This is a genomic window from Flavobacterium sp. UM26 (assembly GCF_057922445.1).
Genome location: NZ_JBVHCY010000006.1, coordinates 175,655 through 202,315, shown reverse-complemented (window position 1 = coordinate 202,315; position 26,661 = coordinate 175,655). Strand labels below are relative to the sequence as shown.

At 36.2% G+C, this 26,661-nt stretch carries 26 protein-coding genes; 14 read left to right on the top strand and 12 right to left on the bottom strand.

Annotation, left to right across the window (positions count from 1 at the left end):
* Positions 1-4: 4 nt before the first annotated feature.
* The 5 genes from ACZ1AQ_RS09235 to ACZ1AQ_RS09215 all read right to left on the bottom strand — a co-directional run bounded on the left by ACZ1AQ_RS09235 (position 5) and on the right by ACZ1AQ_RS09215 (position 6,947).
* Entirely contained in the window at positions 5-2,416 is a 2,412-nt protein-coding gene (locus ACZ1AQ_RS09235) for a TonB-dependent receptor (protein ID WP_489632625.1), read from the bottom strand.
* 128 nt (positions 2,417-2,544) lie between these two features.
* On the bottom strand, positions 2,545-4,767 hold the full coding sequence (locus ACZ1AQ_RS09230) for an NADP-dependent isocitrate dehydrogenase (protein WP_489632624.1): 2,223 nt from the start codon (positions 4,765-4,767) through the stop codon (positions 2,545-2,547).
* A gap of 266 nt (positions 4,768-5,033) precedes the next feature.
* Entirely contained in the window at positions 5,034-5,384 is a 351-nt protein-coding gene (gene rplS / locus ACZ1AQ_RS09225; RefSeq protein WP_438061146.1) for a 50S ribosomal protein L19, read from the bottom strand.
* A gap of 186 nt (positions 5,385-5,570) precedes the next feature.
* Entirely contained in the window at positions 5,571-6,248 is a 678-nt protein-coding gene (trmD, locus tag ACZ1AQ_RS09220; protein ID WP_064714047.1) for a tRNA (guanosine(37)-N1)-methyltransferase TrmD, read from the bottom strand.
* A 228-nt stretch (positions 6,249-6,476) separates the two neighbouring features.
* Positions 6,477-6,947, bottom strand: a complete 471-nt coding sequence (locus ACZ1AQ_RS09215) for a DUF1569 domain-containing protein (protein ID WP_489632623.1) — start codon at positions 6,945-6,947, stop codon at positions 6,477-6,479.
* A 161-nt stretch (positions 6,948-7,108) separates the two neighbouring features.
* Between ACZ1AQ_RS09215 and ACZ1AQ_RS09210 the strand changes: the two genes are divergently transcribed.
* The 6 genes from ACZ1AQ_RS09210 to ACZ1AQ_RS09185 all read left to right on the top strand — a co-directional run bounded on the left by ACZ1AQ_RS09210 (position 7,109) and on the right by ACZ1AQ_RS09185 (position 12,721).
* Positions 7,109-9,232 (top strand): M3 family metallopeptidase, encoded by a 2,124-nt coding sequence (locus ACZ1AQ_RS09210; RefSeq protein ID WP_489632622.1) that lies wholly within the window; start codon positions 7,109-7,111, stop codon positions 9,230-9,232.
* Between the two features lie 146 nt (positions 9,233-9,378).
* Entirely contained in the window at positions 9,379-9,945 is a 567-nt protein-coding gene (locus ACZ1AQ_RS09205) for a PepSY domain-containing protein (RefSeq protein ID WP_489632621.1), read from the top strand.
* A 153-nt stretch (positions 9,946-10,098) separates the two neighbouring features.
* Positions 10,099-10,818, top strand: coding sequence for a hypothetical protein (locus ACZ1AQ_RS09200; RefSeq protein WP_489632620.1), 720 nt, complete (start codon positions 10,099-10,101; stop codon positions 10,816-10,818).
* 40 nt (positions 10,819-10,858) lie between these two features.
* Entirely contained in the window at positions 10,859-11,242 is a 384-nt protein-coding gene (locus tag ACZ1AQ_RS09195; protein ID WP_489632619.1) for a VOC family protein, read from the top strand.
* A gap of 26 nt (positions 11,243-11,268) precedes the next feature.
* Positions 11,269-11,730 carry a hypothetical protein gene (locus ACZ1AQ_RS09190; RefSeq protein ID WP_489632618.1) on the top strand — a complete coding sequence of 154 codons (462 nt, stop codon included), beginning with the start codon at positions 11,269-11,271 and terminating at the stop codon, positions 11,728-11,730.
* A 58-nt stretch (positions 11,731-11,788) separates the two neighbouring features.
* Complete coding sequence (locus ACZ1AQ_RS09185; protein ID WP_489632617.1) at positions 11,789-12,721, top strand: peptidylprolyl isomerase; 933 nt, start codon at positions 11,789-11,791, stop codon at positions 12,719-12,721.
* Positions 12,722-12,788: 67 nt separating this feature from the next.
* Here ACZ1AQ_RS09185 and ACZ1AQ_RS09180 read toward each other — a convergent pair whose 3' ends face one another.
* Positions 12,789-13,307, bottom strand: a complete 519-nt coding sequence (locus ACZ1AQ_RS09180; RefSeq protein ID WP_489632616.1) for a lactoylglutathione lyase family protein — start codon at positions 13,305-13,307, stop codon at positions 12,789-12,791.
* Positions 13,308-13,395: 88 nt separating this feature from the next.
* Between ACZ1AQ_RS09180 and ACZ1AQ_RS09175 the strand changes: the two genes are divergently transcribed.
* Positions 13,396-13,749, top strand: coding sequence for a tRNA-binding protein (locus tag ACZ1AQ_RS09175; RefSeq protein ID WP_489632615.1), 354 nt, complete (start codon positions 13,396-13,398; stop codon positions 13,747-13,749).
* Here ACZ1AQ_RS09175 and ACZ1AQ_RS09170 read toward each other — a convergent pair.
* From ACZ1AQ_RS09170 to ACZ1AQ_RS09155, 4 genes are all read right to left on the bottom strand, one after another.
* Positions 13,746-14,291, bottom strand: a complete 546-nt coding sequence (locus tag ACZ1AQ_RS09170; RefSeq protein ID WP_489632614.1) for an RBBP9/YdeN family alpha/beta hydrolase — start codon at positions 14,289-14,291, stop codon at positions 13,746-13,748. The two genes, ACZ1AQ_RS09175 and ACZ1AQ_RS09170, sit on opposite strands and share 4 nt — an antisense overlap.
* On the bottom strand, positions 14,291-15,118 hold the full coding sequence (locus tag ACZ1AQ_RS09165; RefSeq protein WP_489632613.1) for an alpha/beta hydrolase: 828 nt from the start codon (positions 15,116-15,118) through the stop codon (positions 14,291-14,293). Before ACZ1AQ_RS09165 ends, ACZ1AQ_RS09170 begins: the two co-directional genes overlap by 1 nt.
* A gap of 241 nt (positions 15,119-15,359) precedes the next feature.
* Positions 15,360-15,740: a PUR family DNA/RNA-binding protein gene (locus ACZ1AQ_RS09160; RefSeq protein WP_489632612.1), complete on the bottom strand. Its 381-nt coding sequence runs from the start codon at positions 15,738-15,740 to the stop codon at positions 15,360-15,362.
* Positions 15,741-15,804: 64 nt separating this feature from the next.
* Positions 15,805-17,583, bottom strand: coding sequence for an ABC transporter ATP-binding protein (locus ACZ1AQ_RS09155; protein ID WP_489632611.1), 1,779 nt, complete (start codon positions 17,581-17,583; stop codon positions 15,805-15,807).
* Positions 17,584-17,781: 198 nt separating this feature from the next.
* Between ACZ1AQ_RS09155 and ACZ1AQ_RS09150 the strand changes: the two genes are divergently transcribed.
* The 3 genes from ACZ1AQ_RS09150 to yajC all read left to right on the top strand — a co-directional run bounded on the left by ACZ1AQ_RS09150 (position 17,782) and on the right by yajC (position 20,324).
* Positions 17,782-18,885: a Glu/Leu/Phe/Val family dehydrogenase gene (locus tag ACZ1AQ_RS09150; protein ID WP_489632610.1), complete on the top strand. Its 1,104-nt coding sequence runs from the start codon at positions 17,782-17,784 to the stop codon at positions 18,883-18,885.
* Between the two features lie 194 nt (positions 18,886-19,079).
* Positions 19,080-19,991 (top strand): transcription antitermination factor NusB, encoded by a 912-nt coding sequence (gene nusB / locus ACZ1AQ_RS09145; protein WP_489632609.1) that lies wholly within the window; start codon positions 19,080-19,082, stop codon positions 19,989-19,991.
* Positions 19,992-20,051: 60 nt separating this feature from the next.
* The gene (gene yajC / locus ACZ1AQ_RS09140; RefSeq protein WP_489632608.1) at positions 20,052-20,324 is read left to right on the top strand and encodes a preprotein translocase subunit YajC; all 273 of its coding nucleotides are present in this window, start codon (positions 20,052-20,054) and stop codon (positions 20,322-20,324) included.
* Between the two features lie 78 nt (positions 20,325-20,402).
* Here the strand turns inward: yajC and ACZ1AQ_RS09135 are convergent, their stop codons facing one another.
* Positions 20,403-20,966: a hypothetical protein gene (locus ACZ1AQ_RS09135; protein WP_489632607.1), complete on the bottom strand. Its 564-nt coding sequence runs from the start codon at positions 20,964-20,966 to the stop codon at positions 20,403-20,405.
* 207 nt (positions 20,967-21,173) lie between these two features.
* Entirely contained in the window at positions 21,174-22,451 is a 1,278-nt protein-coding gene (gene pepT / locus ACZ1AQ_RS09130) for a peptidase T (RefSeq protein ID WP_489632606.1), read from the bottom strand.
* A 131-nt stretch (positions 22,452-22,582) separates the two neighbouring features.
* Between pepT and ACZ1AQ_RS09125 the strand changes: the two genes are divergently transcribed.
* From ACZ1AQ_RS09125 to ACZ1AQ_RS09110, 4 genes are all read left to right on the top strand, one after another.
* On the top strand, positions 22,583-23,605 hold the full coding sequence (locus ACZ1AQ_RS09125) for a quinone-dependent dihydroorotate dehydrogenase (RefSeq protein WP_489632605.1): 1,023 nt from the start codon (positions 22,583-22,585) through the stop codon (positions 23,603-23,605).
* 136 nt (positions 23,606-23,741) lie between these two features.
* The gene (locus ACZ1AQ_RS09120) at positions 23,742-24,605 is read left to right on the top strand and encodes a hydroxymethylglutaryl-CoA lyase (protein ID WP_489632604.1); all 864 of its coding nucleotides are present in this window, start codon (positions 23,742-23,744) and stop codon (positions 24,603-24,605) included.
* Between the two features lie 57 nt (positions 24,606-24,662).
* Positions 24,663-25,205: a hypothetical protein gene (locus ACZ1AQ_RS09115; protein ID WP_489632603.1), complete on the top strand. Its 543-nt coding sequence runs from the start codon at positions 24,663-24,665 to the stop codon at positions 25,203-25,205.
* The gene (locus ACZ1AQ_RS09110; RefSeq protein WP_489632602.1) at positions 25,202-26,608 is read left to right on the top strand and encodes a DUF5723 family protein; all 1,407 of its coding nucleotides are present in this window, start codon (positions 25,202-25,204) and stop codon (positions 26,606-26,608) included. The genes ACZ1AQ_RS09115 and ACZ1AQ_RS09110 overlap by 4 nt, the downstream gene beginning before the upstream one ends.
* Positions 26,609-26,661 lie beyond the last annotated feature (53 nt).

Sequence of the window (26,661 nt, the reverse complement as noted above, 5' to 3'; positions counted from 1 at the left end):
ATGCTTAAAATTTAAAATTATAACTCACAGCTGGAACAATACCAAAAATTGAAGTTCTTACTGCTTCATTATTACCAGTGTCAATGTTTTGTCTGAAGTTGATTGACGCCGCATTTCTTCTGTTGTACAGATTGTAAATACTAAAAACCCATTCGGTTTTGTAGTTGCGATTGTTGTTTTTTCTTGGAGTTAACGTAGCAGCAATATCTAAGTGATGATAAGCAGGTAAACGATTTTCGTTGCGCAATCCGTAGCTTGGAACAGTAATTCCTAAATACTCATATTGTCCTTCAGGATAGGTAACTGGTTGACCACTTTGTAAAGCAAAATTAGCTCCAAAGCTCCATTTCTCGTTCAAAGTATAAGAACTAGTTACTGCCAAATTATGTAATTTGTCGTAAACAGATTTATACCATTGACCATTATTAATTCCTGTTTCTAGTGGCGTTCTGCCCGGCGTTTGTTGTTCGGATCTTGATAAGGTATACGAAATCCAACCGTTGAGTTTGCCTTCGTTTTTCTTCAATAAAATTTCTAATCCGTAGGCTCGCATTCTACCATTCAAAATGATTTGCTCTAAGGCCTTATTGGCTATTAATTGTGCTCCATCAATGTAATCTATACGGTTTTTTATTTTTTTATAATAGGTTTCTACTTCTAATGAGTACATTCCGTCATTGAAGTTTTTGAAATATCCAAGCGCTACTTGGTCTGCAATTTGAGGCTTAATAAAGTTATCACTCGGCGTCCAAACATCGAGTGGAGTAGGTGATGAGGTATTTGAAATTAACTGTAAATACTGCACCATTCGGTTGTAACTTGCTTTTACCGATTGGGTGTCATTGAATTGATAAGCGGCAGAAAACCTTGGTTCAAAATTGTCAAAACTTTGAATCACATCGTTTTTGCCATAAAATTTTGTATCAATTGGCGTTGCTTTTTCATACAATTGTAGGTCAGTATTGAAAAGAACAGGATTGTTATTCGCATAAATATTGACTGTAGATTGTCCTAAGCGATAAAACAAACTGTAGCGTAATCCATAAGAAATACTCACTTTTTTGCTTAAATCGTGATCGGCACTGATGTAGATGGCGGGTTCAAAGGCGTATTTTTTATCCAATTGATCTGGGTTAATGCCAGAAGTGCTATTAGATGGAACAATGGTGCCCGGATTGAAGTCGTAATAAATTGCGTTCAGCCCGTAGTTTAATTTGAACGAGTCGGTTAAGTAGTCTTTGAAGTCGTATTTTATATTATAGTTTTTGATGCCTGAATCCCATTTGAAACCCACAAAATCAAGGTCTAAACCATAATAGTAATCGCTATAAATCAAGGAAAGATTAGAGAATAGCTTGTCAGAGTACAAATGATTCCAACGTAAGTTTAGCGTTGAATTACCATAAATATTGGTAAAACTTTTATTAAGGCTAAAAACGTCTCGGCCAAAATATCCAGAAAGATATAAATTGTCGTTTTCGGTTAATTTATAACTGAATTTTGCATTTAGGTCATAAAAGTAAGCGGCATTATCTTTTTGTTCTGGAGATAATTTCAAAAACAAATGGGCATAGGACCCACGACCACCAATCAGGAAGGAACCTTTGTCTTTTACCAATGGACCTTCTGCAAGAAGACGACTTGAGATTAAACCAATACCCCCATTCATATGGAATTTTTTACTGCTTCCGTCTTTTTGATAAATATCTAAAACAGAGGAAGCTCTTCCTCCGTATCGAGATGGAATTCCGCCTTTGTAGAGTCGAATATCTTTGATAGCATCGGGATTAAAAACTGAGAAAAAACCAAAAACGTGTGATGAGTTAAAAATAGTAGCTTCGTCCAACAGAATCAAATTTTGATCTGCTCCACCACCACGCACATTAAATCCAGAAGCACCTTCTCCAGCATTGGTCACTCCAGGGAGTAATAAAATGGATTTCAGTACATCTACTTCTCCTAGAACCACAGGCATTTTTTTAATGGCAGAAATCGAGAGTTTATTTACACTCATTTCGGGTTTTCTGATGTCGGTTTTGGTTCTGTCGTCAGTGATGATGACTTCTTTGAGTACATTGTCTTCATTCAACAAAGGCCAATTGTATTTGGTGTTTTGCGTTAATTCGATGGTTTCATTTACCGTTTTGTAGCCCAAATAAGAAATTTGAACTTGGTGTTTTCCTTTGGGAAGTGTAATGGAATAAAAACCATATTCGTTGGTAGTTACGCCTGTTTTTAATTCAGGAAAAAAAATATTGACACCAATTAATGTCTCATTACTGTTTTGGTCAGTAATGGTTCCGCTTAACGTAAATTTTTCTCTAGTTGAATTAGAATTGGTGTTTTCTTGCGCATAGAAAAAAGTTGAAGCAAATAGTATGAAGAATGTATAAACCGTAAAACAATAATTTTTCATAGATTGATTTTAATACTACAAAGTAGACGATTTTTTGGGTTAATTACTAGTGTACAACTGTTAATGTATGGTTAACAAAAAAAGACAACCGTTTCCAGTTGTCTTTTTATTATTTACTTATTGTATGACTATGCAATTTTTGCCAAAATCGTATTGAAAGTGGTGCTTGGTCGCATCGCTTTACTCGTCAATTCTGGATTCGGTTGGTAGTACCCTCCGATAGTTTGAGGTTTTCCTTGAGCACCAATTAGTTCGCCGTTGATTTGTGATTCATTAGCAATAAATTCAGCTGCAATAGGCGAGAAAATTGCTTTTAAATCAGCATCTTTATCTTGAGCAGCTAAAGCTTCAGCCCAATACATCGCTAAGTAGAAATGAGAACCTCTATTGTCAATTCCACCTACTTTTCTAGAAGGAGATTTGTCGTTGGCTAAGAATTTTTCAGTAGCCACATCCAAGGCTTCTGCTAAGACAATCGCTTTTGAATTATGTAGTGTTTGCCCTAAATGTTCTAATGAAGCGCCCAAAGCCAAGAATTCACCAAGAGAATCCCAACGTAAGTAGCCTTCTTCAATAAATTGCTCTACGTGTTTTGGAGCAGAACCTCCAGCGCCAGTTTCAAATAAACCACCACCATTCATCAATGGAACGATAGAAAGCATTTTGGCTGAAGTTCCAACTTCTAAGATTGGGAATAAATCGGTTAAGTAATCACGCAATACATTTCCAGTCACAGAGATAGTGTCTAATCCTTTGATGATGCGCTCTAGAGTGAAATTAGTCGCTTCTATAGGGTTTAAAATACGAATGTCTAATCCTGTTGTATCGTGGTCTTTTAGGTATTTTTCAACTTTTACAATCAATTCTCTGTCGTGCGCTCTGTTGTTGTCTAACCAGAAAACCGCTGGAGTAGCTGATAGACGTGCTCTGTTTACCGCAAGTTTTACCCAGTCTTGGATTGGAGCATCTTTGGCTTGACACATTCTGAAAATATCATTTTTAGCCACTTTTTGTTCCATTAAGACAGTTCCTTCTGTAGTTACTACACGAACCACTCCTTCTCCTTGAATTTGGAAGGTTTTATCGTGTGAGCCATATTCTTCTGCTTTTTGAGCCATAAGACCTACGTTAGGTACGCTTCCCATTGTAGTCGGTACAAAAGCTCCGTGTTTTTTACAAAAATCAATAGTTGCAGTATAAACACCAGCATAACTTCGGTCCGGAATGATAGCTACAGTATCTTGTGGCTTTCCTTCTTTATTCCACATTTGACCCGAAGTACGAATCATTGCAGGCATAGAAGCATCTACAATTACATCTGATGGTACGTGTAGGTTGGTGATTCCTTTGTCTGAATTCACCATTGCCAAAGCAGGACCATTAGCAATTGCAGCATCAATGGCAGCTTCTACTTCAGCTTGTTGTGGGTGTCCAGCTATTTTTGCGTAAACGTCACCTAAACCGTTACGAGTATCAATATTTAATTCATTGAAAAGTGTTGCGTATTTTTCAAAAACATCAGCAAAATACACTTCAACAATAGCTCCAAAAATGATAGGGTCAGACACCTTCATCATTGTAGCTTTTAAGTGAACGGATAGTAAGATGTTTTGTGCTTTTGCTTCTTCTATTGTTTTGGCTACAAAACTTTTTAAAGCAGCAATATTCATTACAGAACTGTCGATGATCTCTCCAGCTTTCAATGGAGTGCTTGCTTTAAGAACTGTAGTGGTTCCGTCTGTTCCTACGAATTCAATTTTTACATCAGTTTCTTGGCTAACAGTAACTGATTGTTCACTTCCGTAAAAATCACCTTGTTCCATTGAAGCCACGTGCGTTTTAGACTCAGAAGACCAAGCGCCCATTGAATGTGGATTGGCTTTGGCGTAATTTTTCACCGCTTTTGGAGCTCTACGATCAGAGTTTCCTTCACGTAAAACTGGATTCACAGCAGAACCTAACACTTTGGCGTATTTAGCCTTTGTGTTTTTTTCTTCTTCTGTTTGAGGGTCTTCTGGAAAATTTGGTACGGCATAACCGTGTGCTTGTAATTCAGCAATAGCTGCTTTGAGTTGAGGTACTGAAGCAGAAATATTTGGCAATTTTATTATGTTAGCCTCTGGTGTAGTTGCTAGTTTACCTAATTCTAGTAAGGCATCACTTGTCTTTTGATCTTCTTTTAAAAATTCTGGAAAATTGGCTAAAATTCTTCCAGCCAGCGAAATATCTCTTGTTTCAATTTCTATATCCGATGTGGCAGTAAATGCTTGAACAATTGGTAAAAAAGAGTAAGTAGCCAACAATGGCGCTTCATCTGTAAGGGTGTAAAAAATTTTTGATTTTTGTGTCATTTTTCTTTTTTTTTAATCGAAATCACTTAGATGTGTGTCTTACTTTGCGAAAAGTGCAAAAAAATAAGGCGGACAAATATATGGAAATCGAATGTAATTACTCCCTGATTTTGCTATAAAAATATCATAATTCTTGAGGTTCTTGTGATATTACGAAATCGTTATTTTTAATGGGGGTAAATCTTTAAAATGATAATAATTTTGGCGAAATACCGCCAAAAAAAAAGTCCCGACAGACGGGACTTTTATATTTGAAAGAAAAAAGATTATCTTCTTTTGTCTTTGATTTTTGCTTTCTTACCAGTAAGTTCTCTAAAGTAGAAAATTCTAGCTCTACGAACGTGACCTTTTTTGTTGATTTCAATTTTTTGTAAAGCAGGTAAGTTAACTGGGAAGATACGCTCTACTCCAATAGCTCCTGACATTTTACGAATAGTAAAAGTTTCAGTGTTTCCTGAACCTCTTCTTTGAATCACTACTCCTTTAAAAAACTGAGTTCTTGTTTTTTCACCCTCTTTAATTTCGTAGTAAACTGTGATAGTGTCTCCAGCTCCGAATTCAGGGAAATCTTTTCTTGTAACAAACTCGTCTTGAACGAATTTCAATAAATCTGCCATGATAAATGTTTAATTATGGTTTAAAATAGAGCAACATTCACGGTTCTCGCCAGAGGTTGGTCTAATGTGGGTGCAAATGTAAACAAAAAAAGAATATTTAAAATCCAAATTCCAATTTTTTTTATGGGTAAATAAAATTGATTTTTATTTTTGCGATTTGGGATTTAAATGTTGATTATTAGAGTTTTATTCCTCCAACAAATCCGGTCTTCTGTTCTTGGTGTGCTCATAAGCCATATCTTCTCTCCATTTGTCAATCTTAGCAAAATGCCCACTCAACAAAACATCAGGAACTTTCCAGCCTTTGTAGTCGGCAGGTCGCGTGTAAATTGGACCCGATAATAATCCGTCCTGAAAACTATCGGTCAAAGCTGAGGTTTCGTCACTCAAAACCCCTGGAATCAATCGAATCAAGGCATCGCACAAAACCAAAGCGCCCAATTCGCCTCCAGACAAAACATAATCGCCAATAGAAATTTCTTTGGTAATAAAATGATCTCTCACTCGCTGATCCACTCCTTTATAATGCCCACACAAAATGATAATGTTTTCATACATCGACATCGTATTGGCCATTTTTTGGTTCAGCGTGTCTCCGTCGGGCGACATATAAATGATTTCGTCGTAGGTTCTCTCGCTCTTCAAATGCGTTATACAAGCATCAATCGGTTGCACAGTCATCACCATACCCGCGCCTCCGCCAAAAGGATAATCGTCTACACTTTTTTGTTTGTTGGTCGTATAGTCTCTCAAGTTGTGAAAATGCACTTCCACCAACCCCTTGTCGATAGCACGTTTCATAATCGAAGCCTCAAAAGGACTTCTCAATAATTCAGGCAAAACGGTAATAATATCAATTCTCATTGTAGTATTTTATATCGCGCAAAGGTACAAATTAAATGATAGGACACGAATCAAGTGATACATCCTTATAGTTATTTGGGCGTGACCCCGAGGCATACGACTTTGCACTACCAAAAGTCCCTGCTCCTCGGGGTCGGGCTATCCGCTATATCTCTTGGGGCGAACCCCGCCCCAAGAGGATGCCGCTGCTATCCCTCTCGCAATCCCTGCAATCAAGACACTTTTCGGTTATACCCCAAACTGTCTCAAATGATGGTCCAAGTGTCTGTACATCAGTTTGTCCCAATCCTCAAAACTCATCTTTCCCCAAAACGGATGATGCATTACCGTAATGACCGAAGTTCCTTTGGCAAATTCTTGAACACAAGTTATAAGTTGGTCTCGGCTTTTTTCAAAATCTGAATGGCCGGTAATGCGGAATTCTTTTGCCGTTGGACTATTTTTTCCAAAGTCACTGTTAAAGGCTTTGTTTTTCAATAATCGTCCTAGCAAGCGCATAGGGAAACTAATTGTTAAATCTTGTTTCCCAAACGCTACATTTATGGCAGCAATACAGTGTTCACACATTTGATCTACACTCATTTTGCCCCAAAGCGGAGTAGAAGTGGCGCTTAAATTCTGAATTCTCTCAATCAAGTTCGCATTGTCGGAAGTGCTATAAATAGAAGGCATATGTTCTTTGGTATTAGGTTGTAACAAATATAATTCTTTCGCTTAAAATTTAGTTGTTTTACATTTAGTCAATTACTTTTTGAGGAATTATTTGGTAGGGTTGATGGTTTCTCAATAAAACAATCTTTTGTTTGCGATACTGTTTTTTTTAGTACTTTTAAAACCTAATAATTTGTAAATTTTTCAATATGAATTCTTTTTCAAAAATAGCTAGTGCGGGCTGTCTTTTGCTGTTCAGTACGCTGCTAGTCGAGAATGTGAATGCCCAAAATACTACTGCTCCTATGAACAATCCTCTTTTGCAACGCAGTACTTTACAGTACCAAACGCCACCTTTTGATAAAATTAAAGACGAACATTTTAAACCAGCTTTTGATTATGGTTTAAAAGTACATGACGAAGAAATCGAGAAAATCACGAATAATACCGCAAAACCTACGTTCGAGAATACCGTTTTAGCGCTAGAAACTTGTGGCGTAGATTTAGGTAGAGCAACTGGTGTTTTTTATAATCTTTCGGGTTCGAACACTAATCCAACCCTTCAGGCGATTGAAGCAGAATATGCACCCATTTTTTCGGCGCATAACGACAAAATTTACTTGAACAGTAAATTGTATAACCGCATCAAAAGCATTCCATTGTCGAGTTTGAAGGGAGAAGACAGAAAACTAACCGAATACTACTTGCAACAATTCGAATTAGCAGGGGCTAATCTTTCAGAAGCCGATAAAGAAAAAATGAAAAAGATCAACGAAGAGTTGGCTACCTTAAGCACCTTATTTAATAATAAATTGTTGGTTGCTCGTAAAAATGCTGCTGTCTTTTTTGATTCGGCCTCGGATTTGGCAGGTTTAACTCCTGATGAAATTGCAGCTGCCAAAGCCAATGCTACCGCAGCAGGACAAGACGGAAAATACATGATTGCGATTATCAATACCACACAGCAACCTGTTTTGATGAGTTTGACCAATCGTGCCTCTAGAGAGAAGGTTTTCAAAGCTTCTTGGTATCGTGCCGAAAAAGGAGATGAAGGAGATACTCGTGAAACCCTTGAAAAAATGGCCAAATTGCGTTTGCAAAAAGCCAAATTGATGGGTAAAAAGAGTTTTGCTGAGTGGAAATTACAAGATCAAATGGCACAAACGCCGGCGCCTGCAATGGATTTGTTAGCCAAAATCGCAAAACCAGCAGTAGCCAAAGCCAACGAAGAAGCCAAAGACATTCAAGCCTTAATTGATGCGCAAAATGGTGGTTTTAAATTAGAACCTTGGGATTGGGATTTCTATTCTGAGCAAGTGCGTAAAGCCAAATACGATTTGGACGAAAGTCAAATCAAACCGTATTTTGAAATCGGATCGGTGCTGGAAAAAGGAGTCTTTTTTGCAGCAAAACAAATGTATGGGCTTACTTTCAAAGAAAGAAACGATTTACCCGTGTACAATCCTGATGTAAAAGTGTACGAGGTTTTCAATGATAAGGGAACTTCAATCGCGATTTACTATTTGGATTTTTATGCGAGAGACAATAAAAACGGGGGCGCTTGGATGAGTAATTTGGTGAATCAATCGCATTATTTAAACCAAAAACCAGTCATTGTCAATGTGTACAATTTTGCAAAACCAGTTAATGGTAATCCATCTTTAATCAGTTTTGATGATGTAACGACATTGTTTCACGAGTTTGGACACACCTTACATGGATTGTTTGCCAACCAAAAATATGTAACACTTTCTGGAACGGCTGTACCAAGAGATTATGTAGAGTTTCCTTCGCAAATCAACGAACACGCTGCTTTAGATCCAACGGTTTTGAAAAATTACGCAGTGCATTACCAAACCAAACAAGCCATTCCACAAGAGTTAATCGATAAAATTAAAAAAGCGGATACCTTCAACAAAGGGTATGTGGTAACTGAATTGTTGGCTGCCGCAACGCTTGATATGGCTTGGCATAGTGTAGAAAAAGAATCGGATTTTAAACCTACTTTAGATTTTGAAAAAGAGGCTTTGCAAAAATATGGTTTGTTGGTGAATGAAGTACCTACTCGTTATCATTCTCCTTACTTTGCTCACATTTGGGGAGGCGGTTACTCTGCAGGATATTACGCTTATACTTGGTCTAAAACTTTAGATTATAATGCTTACGATTGGTTTGAGGCTAATGGTGGAATGACCCGAAAAAATTGCGATCGTTTTGTGAAATACATTTTGTCAGTAGGAAACAGTGTAGATTTGAACAAAGCTTTCAAAGAATTCATTGGTCACGATATGAAGATTGAGCCGTATTTAAAAAATGCAGGATTGACTAAATAGTTGATTCATATCCATTTTATTATAACTTAAAATGACATTCGAAAGGATGTCATTTTTTTTATTAGTTGCAGAATTCTTTTGTTTACACTTGTTGAAATAACTATATTGTCAGACAATATTTTTAATGCATTACTACGAATTGTCATATGATCGAAAGTAACAAAAGAAAAAGTCAGGCTAAAACATTGAGAGTTTTTAGAAAAGTGCATCGGACCACGGGCGCTTTTTTATTTGTTTTCTTTTTTATTATATCCATCACTGGATTGCTTTTAGGGTGGAAAAAGAATAGCGGTGGTTTACTATTGGCTGATTCTCGCAAAGGAACCACAACCGATTTGAGGCAATGGCTTCCTGTGGATAGTTTACAACAAAAAGCCTGTTATTATTTGCAAAAAGAAGTTTCACCAAATGTTTCTTTAGCTTTGAACCGAATTGACATTCGTCCCGATAAAGGAATGGTGAAGTTTGTTTTTGAAGAAGACTATTGGGGTGTTCAATTGGATGGTGCCACTGGACAATTACTTCATCTAGAAAGGCGAAATGCTGATTTTGTCGAAAACATTCACGATGGTTCGTACTTAGATGTGTATTTCGAAACAGGCAATGGGATTTTTAAATTGATTTATACCACTGTAATGGGACTAGCTCTTTTGGTTTTTACCATTACTGGTTTTTGGCTTTGGTATGGCCCTAAGCGGATGCGTGTTGCCTAGCTGTAATTTGAAACTACTTTTAGTTATCCAAATCAATTTTGTTTTGTAGATTTGTTAAGTTGTTGTTTTTTAAAGAGTTGTGGTTTGTTTGTAAAAGCGAGTAAAACACTCTAAGCCTTTAATTGATTCACTGTAATTTTAACAAATAAAAATATGAAAAAGGGATGGGTAGTTTTCGTTTTACTCTTTTTGTCTCAAATTACTTTCGGGCAAAAAGAATGGTTTTCCACTTTTACTGATTCGACCGCTTTGGTCAAACAAGCCAATCAGATTTCATCAACGTTCATCAAAGACATAGCCAAAATCAAACCAACATTGGTGCTAACCATAAAAACCAGATTGAATACCACGCCTTATCTTATTTATTATGATGATGATGGCAAACAAAAAACAGCCAATTTGCCTTTATGGGAGCAGGTAATTCCAGAACAAAAAGCTTTTTTTTATGAAGTGGCTGGGGGAGAAGTAGAGGGAAAGGAGGTTTTTGGATTGTTTTTTAACGGATTTTATTTGCCACATGAGCTAGGACATGCCTTAGAACAAATGATTGAAGGGAATGTGTTCGGCTCTTATGAGAGTGAGTATTTCGCAAATGTTGTTGCGATGCTTTGGTGGAAAAAACAAGGCAAACAAAAAGAGTTGGAACAATGTTACAACTATGCCAAGAAAATGTGGGCAAAACTACCTAATCCAGTACCGGAAGGAATGACTTTACAAGCTTATTTTAAGGCTAATTACCAGCAAGCTTCTCAAAATCCGTATACTTATGGTTATATGCAATTCAAGCAATTTATTTTGGTTTATGAAGATAAAAACTTGCCCAATTTTGAAGTGTTTGTCAAGAATTACCTAGCCTCAAAAGGAAAATTGTAATAGAGTTTCACAAGAATTTTTAATCTAAAATTATAATGCTATGAGAACAGTAAATGCAGTGACTTGGTTCGAAATCTATGTTGATGATATGGATAGAGCTAGAAAATTTTATGAAACTGTTTTAGGAGAAGTGATGATACCAATGCCAATGCCTGAAGGGTTTTCTGGTCAAATGGTTGCTTTTCCTTGGGTAGAAGGTGCTACTAATTCGTCAGGAGCGCTTGTGTATGATGAAACGAGGAAGCCAAGTGCAGCAGGAATTTTAGTCTATTTTGCTTGCAGAGATTGTGCAGAAGAATTAAGCAGAGTGGAAGCAGCTGGAGGCAAAATCGTTGCGCCAAAGTTTGCTATAGGCGAACATGGTTTTTGTGGATTAGCTTCTGACACCGAAGGCAATACAATCGGTTTTCACTCAATACAATAATATAGCTCAAAAAAGAATACTTTCGAATGACTCCACTATTCAAAAAATTAAATTTTAAAAATCATAAAGCTATTTTAGTTCTGAATGCTCCAGCATCTTTTGTTTCAGAAAAAGAGGCAATGGCAAACGAAACTGTTTTTTACAACAACGAAAATGAAATAACAACTATTGATTTTGTAATGGTTTTTGTCACGCAATTGCAAGAAATAGAAACAGCGATTACGACACTTTTTCCAAAAATTAACGGAGATGCTATTGTTTGGTTTTGTTATCCAAAAGGGACTTCTAAAAAATACAAATGCGAATTCAATAGAGATAATGGTTGGGAAGCTCTGGGGAGACTGGGTTTTGAGCCTGTGCGTATGGTGGCTATTGATGCGGATTGGAGTGCTCTAAGATTCAGAAAAACGACCTATATTAAAACGCTTACTCGCAGTTCTAGTTTTGCAATTTCTGAAGCAGGGAAATCCCGAACGCAAAAAAAATAATTGGATTTTAATTCGCTTTAAATTTTGTAAATTTGCCCCTCATTAAAAAATATTAACGATGGAAAACGGAATATACGCTAAATTCAATACCTCAAAAGGTTCGATTTTGGTAAAATTGACTCACGATTTGACTCCAGGAACTGTTGGGAATTTCGTGGCTTTGGCAGAAGGAAATATGGAAAACAAAGTAAAACCTCAAGGTGTAAAATACTATGATGGTTTATCTTTTCACAGAGTAATTCCTGATTTTATGATTCAAGGCGGATGTCCAAAAGGAACAGGAACTGGAGATCCAGGATACAAATTTGATGATGAGTATCATCCTTCTTTGAAACACGATCGTCCAGGGGTATTATCAATGGCTAATGCTGGACCTGGAACCAATGGATCACAGTTTTTCATCACTCACGTTCCAACAAGCTGGTTGGATAACAAACACACTGTTTTCGGACACGTAATCGAAGGACAAGAGGTTGTAGATGCGGTAGCTCAAGGAGATCAATTGGAGACTTTAGAGATTATTCGTGTTGGTGAAGAAGCAAAAAATTGGAATGCTATCGAAGCGTTTATCAGTTTAAGAGGTGCTAGAATGAAAAGAGAAGCAGCTCTGAAAGCAGAGGCAGAAGCAAAAATGGAACAATTAGCTGCTGGTTTTGAAAAAACAGAAAGCGGATTGCGTTACCAATTTATTCAAAGAGGTTCTGGTAAAAAAGCTGAAAACGGAAAAACGGTTTCAGTACATTATGAAGGATCTCTTGAAAACGGAAAAGTATTTGATTCTTCTTACCCAAGAAAAAAACCAATCGAATTTCGTTTAGGTCAAGGTCAAGTAATTGAAGGTTGGGATGAAGGTATTGCTTTGTTGCAAGTGGGAGACAAAGCTCGTTTTGTAATCCCATCTGATTTGGCTTATGGTCCAAGTGGAGCAGGAGGAGTTATACCGCCACACGCTATTTTGATTTTTGATGTTGAATTAATGGACGTAAAATAATAAAAGCGTTACTCAATAAATAGATCCCAAAACAGACTAATTGACTGTTTTGGGATTTTTTATACAATTATAAATCATGCTGGTACGCTCCTGTTCCATAATGCAATTCATAGGAATGTGAATATATCTCAATGATGTTGCCAAAGGGATCTTCCATATACACCATTCTGTAGGGCTTTTCTCCAGGGTAGTACTCTCGTATCGGCATTCTTTGTTTTCCACCAGCTGCCACAATGCGTTCTGCTAATCCTTCTACATCGGGGTCTTGTACACAAAAATGGACAAGTCCAGTTTTGTAGGGTTCAAAATCGGCTTTTGGCTTGGTGTTTTGAGGGAATTCAAACAGTTCAATACCTATGCGGTCTCCAGTTGACATATGTGCAATCTTAAAGTTTCCCCATCCAGAACCAAAAACATCAATACACATTTGTCCAATTGCTGTATCTTTTTCTTCTTGTACTATGGTCGGTTCCATAATAACATACCAACCCATAACATATTTGTAGAATACTACGGCTGCTTCTATATCTGGTACTGAAATACCGATATGTGAAAAAACTCTTGGATAGGAATTTAAATTGTTCATAGTCAGTTATTTAAAAGTTAGTATAAATGTACAAAACTAATTTTTAAAATTGCTATATTGCTGTTTATTATCTAATTAGCGTATTCCTATGAACGAAGTTCATGCTCCTTCATTACTTTGGTTCGAATTCGAAAAAGTCGATATGCGTGTAGGGACCATTTTAGAAGTAAATGATTTTCCTGAAGCCAGAAAACCTGCGTATCAACTCACTATTGATTTTGGGGTTCATTTAGGTATTCTTAAATCCTCGGCTCAAATTACGCAACGATATGCCAAGGAAGATCTAATTGGTCGACAAATCGTTGCTGTGGTTAATTTTCCGGACAAACAAATTGGTAAATTTATGAGCGAATGCTTAGTGCTTGGCGCGGTTGGCGAGCAGGGTGATGTAGTTTTGTTGTCGCCTGATTTTAAGGTAGAAAACGGATTAAGAATCGCTTAGTTTATCTTTTGGATTAAAAGTTTTAATATGTCTTGCCCTTCTGGCCAAAGACCTAGATTCATTTCAGAATTGATGTGTCCTTTTTTGCCAATATTTATGAAATCACTACCCCAGTTTTTAGCTAATTCTTGAGCTCGCTCCAACGTCATATAAGGGTCGTTTTCGCTTCCAACCACGATGGAAGGAAAAGGAAGAGGTTTCATAGGAATTGGTGCAAAATTCCAAATGCATTCTGGGGTGTGTTCAGGGGAATCAACATCAGCGGGTGCTACTAATAATGCTCCTTTAATATATGAGTTTTCAATTGTCTTTGCCCAATGAGCTACTAAGATGGTGGCTAAACTATGCGCTACCAAAATGATAGGTTCGTTAATGGTTTTTAGGGTCGCTTCTAAACGTTCTAGCCAGTCGCCGAGCAAAGGTTGGTCCCAGTTGTCTTGGGTTACTTTGGTAGTATTTGGAAAATGGTTTAACCAAAAGTTTTGCCAATGACCCACGCCTGAGTCACCTAAACCAGGAATAATGAGGAGTTTTGGTGTCATTATAATTTTTTTTTTAATGCTGTTATTCTTTTTACTTCTTTAATTAATAGTGGAAGTGCGGGTTCTACCATTCCGTGATCAAATCCTTCTAATTCATAAAGTGTGGTCGATGGATGACCTTTGATTTTCATCATGCGCATCAAATAGGCATTTTCTTCGTAGCGCCCTAGGAGTTCGAGTTCGCGATCTCCAGTAATTAATAATAAAGGTGGTGCATCAGCTCGAACGTGATACAAAGGGGCGAATTCGTCAATTATGGGTTGAGTATCTGGAATGCCTCTTTCTTTTCTGATTTCGAAATGAGTAATGGCTTGACCGCTTAAAGGGATAAGTCCTGCAATGGTATTGGCATCGATAGCATAAGGCTGTAACCATTTTTTATCGAGTCCAATCATCATTCCAAGATAGCCTCCAGCAGAGTGACCCGACACAAAAAGCAACGAGGAATCACCGCCATATTTTGTGATGTTCTTGAAGGTCCACGCTACTGCGGCAGCGGCATCTTCGATACAGTTTTTTACTTTTACTTTAGGTGAAAGGCGGTAGTTTACTCCAATAATGGCGAAACCTTTTTCTTTTAATCCAGATAAAATTTCTTTGTTTCCTCCTGATAAACCTCCTCCATGAAACCAAATGATGGTAGCAAATCCTTTGCTGTTTTTTGGGTAATAAATGTCTAAAACGCAGCGCTCTTTGATGTAGGGATCACTTTGTGCAACAGCTTCGTTGTAATAAGGAATGTTGTTTTCTTGAACATATTCTAATTTTTGTCCCCAAAGAATAGGACTTATGAGCAATAGCAGAAGGGTAAAATAAGTGGTTTTCATGGATTGTTTTTTACTCCATAAATATATGATTTTTCGACTTTTATTTGGTGCATGTTATGAAAAAGAGACGTGATTTCTAGCCCTGATGGGAGCGGCATCCTTGTTGGGGCTCTTTTTTTGAGCCTCAGCAAGATATAGCGTACAGCAGGACGAGGCGTGAAGGATAAAAAGGACTTTTGCTCCAAAAAAAAAGCCCAAAAATCAGTTGACTTTTGGACTTTGATAATTGTTTTAATAGTTTTTAGATGTCATCAAAATCGATATCAGTAAAACTAGATACTTTTGGGGTATTTTCGTTTTCTACTGTTTCGTTTGAGAATTCTCTTTTGAAATCTTTTTGGTGTCTTTCCGAGATTACTTCTTCTCCTTTGTGGTTTAGAATGTAAGAAGTCATGTCGCTTAAAATTTCTTCGAAGGCTGCAAAATCCTCTTTGTACAAGTAAATCTTGTGTTTTTTGAAATGGAAAGAGCCATCTTCTTCAGTAAATTTTTTGCTTTCGGTAATGGTAATGTAGTAATCGTCAGCCTTTGTGGCTCTTACATCAAAGAAATACGTTCTTCTTCCAGCGCGAAGCACTTTAGAGTAAATTTCTTCTTTTTCTAGCATGTCATTTTCTCTCATAATTCTTTCGATCCTTTTATAAATAGCAATCAAAAATCATAAAAAATTATTGATAAAACAACATTTAGAGTAATTCTTTTTCCGAAAGTTGTTTCAAATAAAGAGCAGAATAATAACCATTTTCGTTTATTAATTGATTATGAGAGCCTTGCTGAATGATTTTGCCGTTTTCAAGAATGATGATTTTGTCGGCGTTTTTTGCAGAAGAAACTCTGTGACTTACAATTATGGTAGTTTTGTCTTTACAAATTTCGAATAGATTGTTTAAAATTGCTTCTTCGGTTTCTGTGTCTACCGCTGATAAACAGTCGTCAAAAAGTAAAATTTCGGGTTTTTTGATGATGGCTCTAGCAATAGAAACACGTTGTTTTTGTCCGCCAGACAAAGTGATGCCGCGTTCCCCTAAAATGGTGTCGTAGCCTTTGTTGAAACCTTCGATATTATCATGAACTACAGCGCTTTTGGCGGCTGCGATTACCTCTTCATCAGTGGCGTTTTCTTTGCCAAATTTGATATTGTTTTTGATGCTATCCGAGAAAAGGAAGGCATCTTGAGGCACGATTCCGATGCTGTTTCTTAAGTCGAATAAGTTCAACTGACTGATTTCTTTTTCGTCAATTTTTACTTGTCCTTCGGTTACATCGTACATTCTGGAAATGAGCGAGAGAAGCGTAGATTTTCCTGAACCCGTTTTACCAAGAATCGCCAATGTTTCTCCTTTTCTTACAGTGAACGAAATGTTTTTAAGGGCTTCGATATTGGTATCTTCGTAAGTGTAGCTTACGTTTTCGAAAGCGATATGGCCCTCGATTGAACTTGGATTTGGATTGTTGTTTTGGATATCGGGAACAATTTTTAGGAATTCGTTCAAACGTTTTTGGGACGCTTCTGCTTCTTGAACCATAGACGAAACCCAGCCTAAAGAGGCGACTGGCCAAGTTAACATATTGACATACAAAATGAATTCTGCGATGGTACCAATGCTTTTTATAGTGCCATTGATATATAAAACGCCACCAAAATAAATTACTACTAAGTTGCTAATCCCGATTAAAGCCAACATCAATGGGCCAAACAATGATTGGACTCTGGCAAGACTTAAGCTTTTACTTTTGCTTTCTTCTGCAAGTGAGATGAGGTTGTTTTGTTGTTGGTTTTCTAAAGAATAAGCCTTGATTACACGAATTCCTGAGAATATTTCCTGAGTAAAACTAGAAACTTTGGATAAGTATTGTTGGAAAACCGTACTGCGAATGTTGATTTCAGAGCTTAATTTGAAAATGGCATACGACAAAATAGGCAGAGGAAGCAAAGTGTAAAGGGTTAATCTTGGCGAGACATTGTACATGTAAGCAATAACAATGGCAAATCGAATAAAGGTGTTGATGGTATACATCACCGCTGGTCCTACATACATTCTAACTTTGGAAACATCTTCGCTAATGCGGTTCATTAAATCTCCAGTGCGGTTTTGTTTGTAGAAGTTTTGAGATAAGTTTTCGTATTGACGAAACACTTCATTTTTTAAATCAAATTCGATATGACGCGACATGACTATCAATGTTTGTCGCATCAAAAAGGTTAAAAATCCAGCAACAATAGTTGTCGCAATAATTAATAAAACATTATGAATGAGTTCTTCTCTATAATTTGCAATAACTACTACAGATGATTTTTCTACGCTAGAAAGTTTGTCGAATTTTTCGATAGCTTCGAGAGAACTACTGATTAGTTTTGGAGTAAATAAAGAAAAGATTTGTGCGATAATTGTGATTAAAATACCAAGAGAAAAACTGTATTTGTATTTTATAAAGTATTTATCTAAATAACGTAATTCTTTCATTTTTTTTTGAGATTCGGACTTGTTTCTTTTTCTATTATCACTTTTTTGTTAAAAAAAGCAAGGCGGTTTTTCTATTGAGTCTGATGTAAATTTATGATATTGTCAAAATACAGTTTTTAAATTAGGTTATATTTAATTATTTTATATTTTTGAATCGAAATTTTATCAAATTTGTAAAATAATAAAATCAACATGCTTATGAATGCAACGCTAGCAACTGCTAAGGAAATTCAAAAAATGGATCCTGTTTTTGGTCAAATGTCATTTGATGACCACGAACAAATTGTATTTTGCAACGACAAAGATACAGGATTAAAAGCAATAATTGGTATTCATAATTCTGTAATGGGGCCAGCTTTGGGTGGTACAAGAATGTTTAATTATAGCAATGAATGGGAAGCTTTGAATGATGTTTTGCGTTTATCGCGCGGAATGACTTTCAAATCAGCAATTACTGGTTTGAATATTGGTGGAGGAAAAGCAGTAATTATTGGTGATGCCAAAACACAAAAAACACCAGAATTGATGCGTAAGTTTGGTGAATTTGTGCATTCGTTAAGCGGAAGATATATTACAGCTGAAGATGTTGGAATGGAAACAGCCGATATGGATATCGTGAGAGATGTTACTCCATATGTAACTGGAATTTCAGAAGAAAGAGGAGGAGCTGGAAACCCATCTCCAGTTACTGCTTTTGGGGTTTATATGGGAATGAAAGCGGCTGCTAAACAACAATTTGGGTCAGATGTTTTAACTGGTAAAAAAGTTTTAGTACAAGGAATTGGTCACGTTGGTGAAGCTTTGGTAGACTATTTGACTAAAGAAGGTGCATTGGTTACCATTGCAGATATCAACGAAGAGCGTTTGTATGAAGTAGGAAAAAAATACAATGCAACTGTTTTTACAGGAACAGATGTGTATGCAGAAGAAGTAGATATTTATGCGCCATGTGCAATGGGAGCTACTATTAATGATGCAACTATTCATAAAATTAAAGCAAAGGTAATTGCAGGAGCCGCTAATAATCAGTTGGCTAATGAAGTGGTTCACGGAGCAATTTTGCAAGAAAGAGGTATTTTGTATGCGCCAGATTTCTTGATTAATGCTGGAGGAATCATTAATGTATATGCAGAATTAGCACATTACGGAAAAGCAGAAATTATGGCTAAAACCGAAAATATCTACAATACAACTTTGGAGATTTTTGATTTTGCAATGGCTAACAAAATGACCACGCACCAAGCAGCATTGACTATTGCACAACAACGTATTGCTGAAAGAAAACTAGCAAATAGTAAATAATAGCTTTTAGAAAATTTTAGTGTCCCAATTATAGAAAGGTTTTTTCGAATCTTTTATTAATTGGGACACTTTTTTATTTACTAAATAAATTACTGTTCAAATTTTCATTTGAGCGATGAAATCCTTAATTTTGCAGACTAATTTTTAAAAGTTCTTACAAGGTGGTAAACAGAAGACACATCCGCGTTAAAGTCATGCAATCCATTTATGCAATGCATCAAAATGGTGCTGATAATCTAGAAAAAGAAGAAAAATTTCTTTTTTACAGTATTGATAACATTCTAGATTTATACCTTACAATGGTGTCATCATTATTAGAAATTTGTAAAAAAGAACAAATCTTTTTGCATTTATCAAGTCAAAAACACCTTGCAACTCCTCAAGAACGCAAACCCAACGAAAAATTTATCAAAAATGCTGTTTTTCAGATTTTGGCTGAAAATAATTCTTTGAGCATTGCTATGGAAAATCGCAAAATTAATAATTGGTCATTGAATGATGATTACATTTTTATTTTGCTTAATGCGATAAAAGAAAGCAAGTTGTATGCTAAATATATGAGCAATACAGTCAATACTTTTGAAGAGGATAAAGAATTTATTGCGGCTATCTTTGAAGAAATTATCGTGCCTAATGAAAAATTATACGAATACTTAGAGGACGATAAATTAACTTGGATTGATGATATTCCGATGGTGAATACTCAGATCTTGAAACAGTTAAAAGCATTGAAGCCTCTTGAAGAGGATAGTTTTAGGGTGCCAAAATTATACAAGGACACAGAGGATAAAGATTTTGTCCGCGATTTGTTCCGCAAGACCGTATTGAATGAAAAAGAATTAGCCAAAGCCTATGATGATAAAACACCAAATTGGGACAGTGATCGTATTGCAGAAATCGATACCATCATTTTGAAAATGGCTATTTGTGAGTTTTTAAAATTCCCATCAATTCCTGTGAAGGTAACTTTGAACGAATATTTAGAAATTGCAAAAGAATATTCTACGCCTAAAAGTAGTATTTTTATCAACGGAATTTTAGATAACCTTGTAAAAGAATTAACTGAAAGCAAGAAGTTGGTAAAAGTTGGTCGCGGTTTGATGTAGTCAATTGCGTGTAACATTTAAATTTAACAAAACAAAAAATAACAAATTAAGATTTTTATTATGGGACAATTACAACAGTTTTTACCGTTTTTATTGATGTTTGTGGTGATTTATTTCTTCATGATTAGACCACAACAAAAACGTGCTAAAAACGAAAAAGAATTTGAAAGCAGTTTGAAAGTAGGAGATAAAATTGTTACAAAAAGTGGATTGCATGGTAAAGTTGCTGAGCTAGCTGAAACCACTGTGATTATCGAAACAATGTCAGGAAAGTTAAAAATGGAACGTTCAGCAATCTCTATGGAGTTGAGCGCTGCTTTGGCTAAGAAATAATAGTTTTTCTAGTCAACTAAAAAATCCCAAATTCCTAATTAGTTGGAATTTGGGATTTTTTAGTTTGGAACAATCGGTTTATTTCTTTTTGTTCTTTTTGTTTTTCTTAGCCTTTTTCGCCTTTGCTTTTGCTTTTTTCTCTTTGGCTTTAGCTTTAATTTTTTCTTTTTTGGCTTTCTCTTTTTTTGCCTTTTTAGCTTTCTTGGCTTTAGCTTTTTCCTTTTCCTTCTTTTTTACTTTACTTTTTTTCTTTTTCTTGTCTTTTGACTTTTTATTAGGAATGAGGTCAAATGCCGTAATTTCTGTTTCTTGTATCGTAATTGTTTCTTCGATTTCTGGGCTTGTTTTTTCTTCAGAGACAGTATTCGGAGGGCTTGTTTTTGTACTACGCCTTCTTGTTTTTGGTGCTACAGCATTTGTTTTTGAAGTTTCTGGTGTTGCCTTTTTTATGGGAGTTTTTGCCGTTCTTGTTCTTCTGATAACAGGTTTTTCTACTTTTGGTGGTTCAGGTGTTGTAGTTTCTTGAGCTACCGTTTTTGTAGGTGTTTTTGCTGTTCTTGTTCTTCTAACAACTGGTTTTTCGATTTTTGCTTGTTCAGTTGTTGCTTCTGGGGCGTTGTTGTCTTCTGTTTTTTCTGCCATGGTTTGAGCTATTGATTATGTCTTTTGTTAATGGATTTTTTTTGTTCAGTATTAACAAATTTAGCGAACAATAATCAAATTCAATGTTAAGGTTTTTGTTGATTTACAGTGTTATAGCGCAGATAATAAAAAACCTCCAAAATGTTCAATGACAAATTGGAGGCCTAATCTTGAAGATAAACTTAATCTTGTGAGATATGTTTTAATTTATCTTTTACGTCTTGTTTTAGGTGCTGGATTTTCAAAATCGGTAGTTGCGGTGAGTTGCGCAATTTTTACAATTACATCAACTGCTTTTTGCATACTTTCAACAGGAACATATTCGTATTTGCCGTGAAAGTTATGGCCACCTGCAAAGATATTTGGGCAAGGTAAACCTTTGTAAGACAATTGACAACCGTCAGTTCCTCCACGAATAGGTTTGATAATTGGTTTTATACCGACTTGTTTCATGGCTTCTTCTGCAATATCTACAATGTGTTTTACTGGCAAGACTTTTTCCTTCATATTGTAGTATTGGTCTTTAATTTCGGCGATAGCTATGGGTTCGCCAAATTGTTTAGCAAACTTTTTGTTGATTTTTTGAACCATTTTTTCAATCAACTCTTTTCTTTTTTCAAATTTTTTCTTCGAGTGATCTCTGATGATGAGTTCTAATACGGTTTCTTCAATGCTTCCATTAAGATGGTGAACATGGAAAAAGCCTTCATATCCTCTGGTTTCTTGTGGTGTTTCTCCTTTTGGCAAAGCCGAAATAAAATCATTGGCTATAAGCATTGAATTGATCATTTTCCCCTTAGCGTAACCTGGATGCACACTTTTTCCTTTGAAGGTAATTTTAGCTCCTGCGGCATTGAAATTTTCGTATTCTAATTCGCCAACTTGACTTCCATCCATTGTATAAGCCCAATCTGCGCCAAATTTTTCTACATCAAAATGATGTGCGCCACGACCAATTTCTTCATCAGGAGTAAAACCAACTTTGATGGTTCCGTGTTGGATTTCTGGGTTTTGAATCAAAAATTCCATAGCCGAAACAATCTCAGTGATTCCGGCTTTATCATCGGCGCCAAGAAGCGTAGTTCCGTCGGTGGTGATTAAAGTTTGTCCTTTGTATTGCAACAAATCTTTGAAGTATTTTGGAGAAAGAACGATGTTTTGTGCATCGTTGAGTACGATATCCTTTCCGTCGTAGTTGGGTACAATTTGAGGTTTTACATTGGCTCCAGTGAAATCTGGAGTAGTATCAAAATGAGCAATAAAACCAATGGTTGGCACTTTTTTGTCAACATTGCTTGGTAAAGTTGCCATAATGTAAGCTTTGTCGTCAATAGTCACGTCTTGCAGCCCAATTTGTTGGAGTTCAGCCACTAGTTTATGAGCAAGATCCCATTGCTTAGCGCTACTAGGGGTGGTGTCAGAATTTGGATCAGATTCTGTATCAACAGTTACATAACTTATAAAACGATCAATAATGTGTTGCATGGTATTATTTTTTGAGCAAAGGTAAACATTTTGTATAGTTTTTTTTATACTGAAAGCAAGCGTTCGGGATCACTTTTTTGCTGGTTTTTGAAATCAATTCTTTACTTTTGTGGCACACAACTACACTACTTATGTATAAATTATTGATTCGCCCGATACTTTTTTGTTTTGACCCTGAAAAAGTACATTATTTTACCTTCTCGTTAATTAGAATAGTTTCCAAAATCCCCGGATTTACAGCAATTTTTAGAGCGCTTTATGTGGTAAATGACAAACGTTTAGAGACCGAAGTTTTTGGGTTAAAGTTCAAAAATCCAGTTGGTTTGGCGGCTGGTTTTGACAAAGATGCTACACTTTATAAAGAACTTTCTAATTTTGGTTTTGGGTTTATCGAAATAGGAACGTTAACACCAAAAGGACAAGAAGGAAATCCTAAAAAAAGGTTGTTTAGATTAAAAGCAGATCAAGCCATTATTAATCGAATGGGATTTAATAATGGAGGTGTTTTAGAAGCAGTAGAACGTTTAAAATCGAATACCAATGTGCTTATTGGAGGTAATATTGGTAAAAATAAATTGACACCCAACGAAGAAGCTACTTCGGATTATGAAATTTGTTTTGATGCTTTATACGATTATGTGGATTATTTTGTGGTGAATGTAAGTTCTCCTAATACTCCAAATTTAAGAGCGTTGCAAGACAAAGAACCCTTGACTCAATTACTGCAAACACTTCAAAATAAAAACATAGCTAAAGTAAATCCTAAGCCGATTTTACTAAAAATTGCGCCTGACTTAACCGATGAGCAGTTGCTAGACATCATTGATATTATGGCGGAAACTAAAATCGCGGGTTTAATTGCTACGAATACTACGCTTTCTCGTGATGGACTTTTGTCTGAAGCTAAAGGAGAAACCGGTGGCTTGTCTGGCAAGCCGTTGAAGAACCGTTCGACAGAAGTGATACGATTTTTGGCCGAAAAAAGCAATCGCGCTTTCCCAATAATTGGAGTGGGAGGTATTCATTCTGCCGCAGATGCTATTGAGAAATTAGAAGCTGGCGCCAGTTTGATTCAATTGTATACAGGTTTTATTTATGAAGGGCCTGCCTTGATAAAAGCAATCAATAAAGCTATTTTGAAGCAAAAGAATTAGTGGTTTTTCTGAATTTAAAACATCTAATCCTAAGCTAAAAGCTAGCAACTAAGGACTAGTTACTCATCACTAATCACTAATTACTTTCTTACTTTTCGGCTTTGTACTTTAATTCCTTTTTTTATCTTTGAAGTATATGGAGCCAATAAAAATTATCGAATGCCCACGAGATGCGATGCAGGGAATAAAAACATTTATTCCTACCGCTAGAAAAGTATCCTATATTCAAGCATTATTACGGGTGGGTTTTGATAGTATCGATTTTGGAAGTTTCGTTTCTCCAAAGGCTATTCCACAAATGCAAGATACGGCTGCCGTATTAGAACAACTGGATTTGTCGAAAACAGAGAGCAAACTATTAGCCATAATCGCCAATGTGCAAGGAGCCAGAGATGCCGCTTCTCATCAACCAATTCAGTATTTGGGTTTTCCTTTTTCGATATCCGAGAATTTTCAAATGCGAAATACGCACAAAACCATTGCAGAATCTTTGGTTACCCTACAAGAAATTCTCGAAATTGCAGACCAACACAATAAAGAAGTGATAGCCTATCTTTCTATGGGATTTGGAAACCCTTATGGAGATCCCTGGAACGAAGAAATTGTGGGCGAATGGACAGAACGATTGGCGCAAATGGGAGTGAAGATTCTTTCATTGTCTGATACAGTTGGAAGTTCCACCCCAGAAGTTATTACGCATTTGTTTTCTAATTTGATTCCCAAATATCCTCATATTGAGTTTGGAGCTCATTTGCATACTACTCCAGATAAATGGTTTGAAAAAATTGATGCAGCTTATCATGCGGGTTGCAGACGATTTGATGGAGCGATTCAAGGTTTTGGTGGTTGCCCAATGGCTACGGATCGTTTGACGGGAAATATGCCTACTGAAAAATTGCTTTCTTATTTTACTGCCAAAAAAGAAAACACCAATTTAAGCGCCATGAGTTTTGAAAGCGCCTACAATGAGGCTTCAAAATTGTTTGGAGCGTTTCATTAAAAAATGTACTAAAGTAACGAACTATTCGTTTGGAATAGTAGAAATAAAGATGATAAAATGAAAGTAACCCAAACCCTACTCGGATTTTTTGTACTGCTTTTGACGGTGTCTTGCAGTAGTGATCTTGATTTTGATCAGGTAAATGATCTTCAGTTGCAACCTGTGGTTGTGGCTAATTTATCAAGTTTTGACGTTGCGGCAAATCAGTTTGTAAATAATGGTACAGAACAAGCGGTCTCAATAGATACACCAGAAGTGGGTGTTTTTAATGATTCTTTTTTTAGAGATAATTTAAACAAAGCCGATTTGTTTTTTGAAGTCAACAATACCATCAATCGAGCTTTTACTTTGCGATTGGTATTTCTTGACGCTGCCAATACACCACTTACAACGATTCAAATGAATATTCCTGCTTATGCTGGAACACCCAATCAAACCACTTTGACACAAACATTTCAAGGCACTAATCTTGATTTATTAAAGCAAACCAAAAAGATTGCTTTTGTTGTGACCTTATTGCCAGGGCCGCCATTATCCTCGACTAGTGTTGGGAATTTGAAATTACGTTCAAGTGTAACCGCCTATTTTGATATTCAATGAGAAAAGTTATTACCTGTGCGCTACTAATTTTAGGGGGTGTACTATTGGCTCAAAACAAAGCCGTTTTGTATAATTTTACGGCAATTCCACAATCTTTATCTTTAAATCCAGGGGCTGATGTATCTTATAGATGGTACGCTGGTGTTCCTTTATTGTCTGGGATTTCTGCGAATGTTGGTTCAACTGGATTTTCTGCTTATGATTTATTTGCGGACAATGGTGTAGATTTTAATACCAAATTGCGTAATGTTATTTTTTCAACATCAAGAAATGACAAAGTAAGTGTTAATCAGCAATTGGAGGTTTTTCAAGGAGGATTTAAAGTAGGCGATTGGAATAATACTGCTTATATTTCTTTTGGAATGTATGAAGAATTTGATGTGTTGAGTTATGTACCGAAGGATTTAGCCATTTTAGCTTTAGACGGAAATCAAAATTATTTAGGAAAGTATTTTAATCTGAGTGATTTGAATGCTCGTGCCGAAATGTTGAGTGTTTTTCACGTAGGCTACAATAAGCGAGAAAATGAAAAATTGGTTTGGGGTGTGAGAGGAAAGATTTATTCTAGTATTTTCGATGCGCGTTCCACCAAAAATTCAGGCTATTTGTATACGATTCCTTCAAATGGGAACACTATGTATGAACAAGTCATCTCGGCTGATATGTTGTTGAATACCTCTGGAATTGCAAAGTATGATGACAAAGATGACGACTCGGATGTTGCAAAAGACATACAAAAAAGAGCGCTTTTAGGAGGTAATTTAGGTTTAGGTTTCGATGCTGGAATCACCTATTATCCCAAAAAAGACATTCAAATTACCGCTAGCGTACTTGATGTAGGTTTTATTCGTCATACAAAAGAAGTAGAGAGCTATCGTGCCAGAGGAACCTATAAATATGAAGGTATTCTTCCTGATTTTTTTACAGGAACTGGAGGTAATAACATTACCAAAGAGTTTAATGATGCTTTTCCAAGAGATACACTCTATGGAAGTTACACTTCTTGGAGACCCGTCAAATTTAATGCTTCTGCTCAATATTCCTTTGGGCAAACCGAAGAAGAAAGTTGTAATTGTAAACCCAATGATGGCTCTGAAAAGTATAATAATTCCGTTGGATTACAATATTTTGCAATGTCTACACCACGACTTCCAATGATGGCGCTGACGGCTTTTTATAGAAAGAAAATTTTTACTGGTTTAGAAGCCAAAGCCTCGTATACCGTTGATTCATTTTCGAGTAAGAATATTGGTTTGGGTTTGTCAACACAAATAGGGCCTGTCAATTTTTATTTGATGGCCGATAATTTATTAGAACTTAGAGATGTAGCCAAGGCGCAAAGTGCCTCTTTTCAACTAGGACTTAACCTTATTTTTGCTGAGAAAAAAGAGGGAGAATACTAGATAATTCAAATCCCAAATCCTAAATTCCAAATCCTAAATAGTAAATCCCAAAT

What these genes read in the sequence shown, in the direction of transcription:
- ACZ1AQ_RS09190 (WP_489632618.1), top strand. Translation starts at nt 11,269, where the DNA reads ATGACTCCACTATTCAAAAAATTAAATTTTAAAAATCATAAAGCTATT.
- ACZ1AQ_RS09235 (WP_489632625.1), bottom strand. Translation starts at nt 2,416, where the DNA reads ATGAAAAATTATTGTTTTACGGTTTATACATTCTTCATACTATTTGCT.
- ACZ1AQ_RS09230 (WP_489632624.1), bottom strand. Translation starts at nt 4,767, where the DNA reads ATGACACAAAAATCAAAAATTTTTTACACCCTTACAGATGAAGCGCCA.
- ACZ1AQ_RS09125 (WP_489632605.1), top strand. Translation starts at nt 22,583, where the DNA reads ATGTATAAATTATTGATTCGCCCGATACTTTTTTGTTTTGACCCTGAA.
- trmD (WP_064714047.1), bottom strand. Translation starts at nt 6,248, where the DNA reads ATGAGAATTGATATTATTACCGTTTTGCCTGAATTATTGAGAAGTCCT.
- ACZ1AQ_RS09185 (WP_489632617.1), top strand. Translation starts at nt 11,789, where the DNA reads ATGGAAAACGGAATATACGCTAAATTCAATACCTCAAAAGGTTCGATT.
- pepT (WP_489632606.1), bottom strand. Translation starts at nt 22,451, where the DNA reads ATGCAACACATTATTGATCGTTTTATAAGTTATGTAACTGTTGATACA.
- ACZ1AQ_RS09165 (WP_489632613.1), bottom strand. Translation starts at nt 15,118, where the DNA reads ATGAAAACCACTTATTTTACCCTTCTGCTATTGCTCATAAGTCCTATT.
- ACZ1AQ_RS09205 (WP_489632621.1), top strand. Translation starts at nt 9,379, where the DNA reads ATGATCGAAAGTAACAAAAGAAAAAGTCAGGCTAAAACATTGAGAGTT.
- ACZ1AQ_RS09160 (WP_489632612.1), bottom strand. Translation starts at nt 15,740, where the DNA reads ATGAGAGAAAATGACATGCTAGAAAAAGAAGAAATTTACTCTAAAGTG.
- yajC (WP_489632608.1), top strand. Translation starts at nt 20,052, where the DNA reads ATGGGACAATTACAACAGTTTTTACCGTTTTTATTGATGTTTGTGGTG.
- ACZ1AQ_RS09155 (WP_489632611.1), bottom strand. Translation starts at nt 17,583, where the DNA reads ATGAAAGAATTACGTTATTTAGATAAATACTTTATAAAATACAAATAC.
- ACZ1AQ_RS09210 (WP_489632622.1), top strand. Translation starts at nt 7,109, where the DNA reads ATGAATTCTTTTTCAAAAATAGCTAGTGCGGGCTGTCTTTTGCTGTTC.
- ACZ1AQ_RS09175 (WP_489632615.1), top strand. Translation starts at nt 13,396, where the DNA reads ATGAACGAAGTTCATGCTCCTTCATTACTTTGGTTCGAATTCGAAAAA.
- ACZ1AQ_RS09115 (WP_489632603.1), top strand. Translation starts at nt 24,663, where the DNA reads ATGAAAGTAACCCAAACCCTACTCGGATTTTTTGTACTGCTTTTGACG.
- ACZ1AQ_RS09180 (WP_489632616.1), bottom strand. Translation starts at nt 13,307, where the DNA reads ATGAACAATTTAAATTCCTATCCAAGAGTTTTTTCACATATCGGTATT.
- ACZ1AQ_RS09195 (WP_489632619.1), top strand. Translation starts at nt 10,859, where the DNA reads ATGAGAACAGTAAATGCAGTGACTTGGTTCGAAATCTATGTTGATGAT.
- ACZ1AQ_RS09135 (WP_489632607.1), bottom strand. Translation starts at nt 20,966, where the DNA reads ATGGCAGAAAAAACAGAAGACAACAACGCCCCAGAAGCAACAACTGAA.
- ACZ1AQ_RS09200 (WP_489632620.1), top strand. Translation starts at nt 10,099, where the DNA reads ATGAAAAAGGGATGGGTAGTTTTCGTTTTACTCTTTTTGTCTCAAATT.
- ACZ1AQ_RS09170 (WP_489632614.1), bottom strand. Translation starts at nt 14,291, where the DNA reads ATGACACCAAAACTCCTCATTATTCCTGGTTTAGGTGACTCAGGCGTG.
- rplS (WP_438061146.1), bottom strand. Translation starts at nt 5,384, where the DNA reads ATGGCAGATTTATTGAAATTCGTTCAAGACGAGTTTGTTACAAGAAAA.
- ACZ1AQ_RS09120 (WP_489632604.1), top strand. Translation starts at nt 23,742, where the DNA reads ATGGAGCCAATAAAAATTATCGAATGCCCACGAGATGCGATGCAGGGA.
- nusB (WP_489632609.1), top strand. Translation starts at nt 19,080, where the DNA reads ATGCAATCCATTTATGCAATGCATCAAAATGGTGCTGATAATCTAGAA.
- ACZ1AQ_RS09150 (WP_489632610.1), top strand. Translation starts at nt 17,782, where the DNA reads ATGAATGCAACGCTAGCAACTGCTAAGGAAATTCAAAAAATGGATCCT.
- ACZ1AQ_RS09110 (WP_489632602.1), top strand. Translation starts at nt 25,202, where the DNA reads ATGAGAAAAGTTATTACCTGTGCGCTACTAATTTTAGGGGGTGTACTA.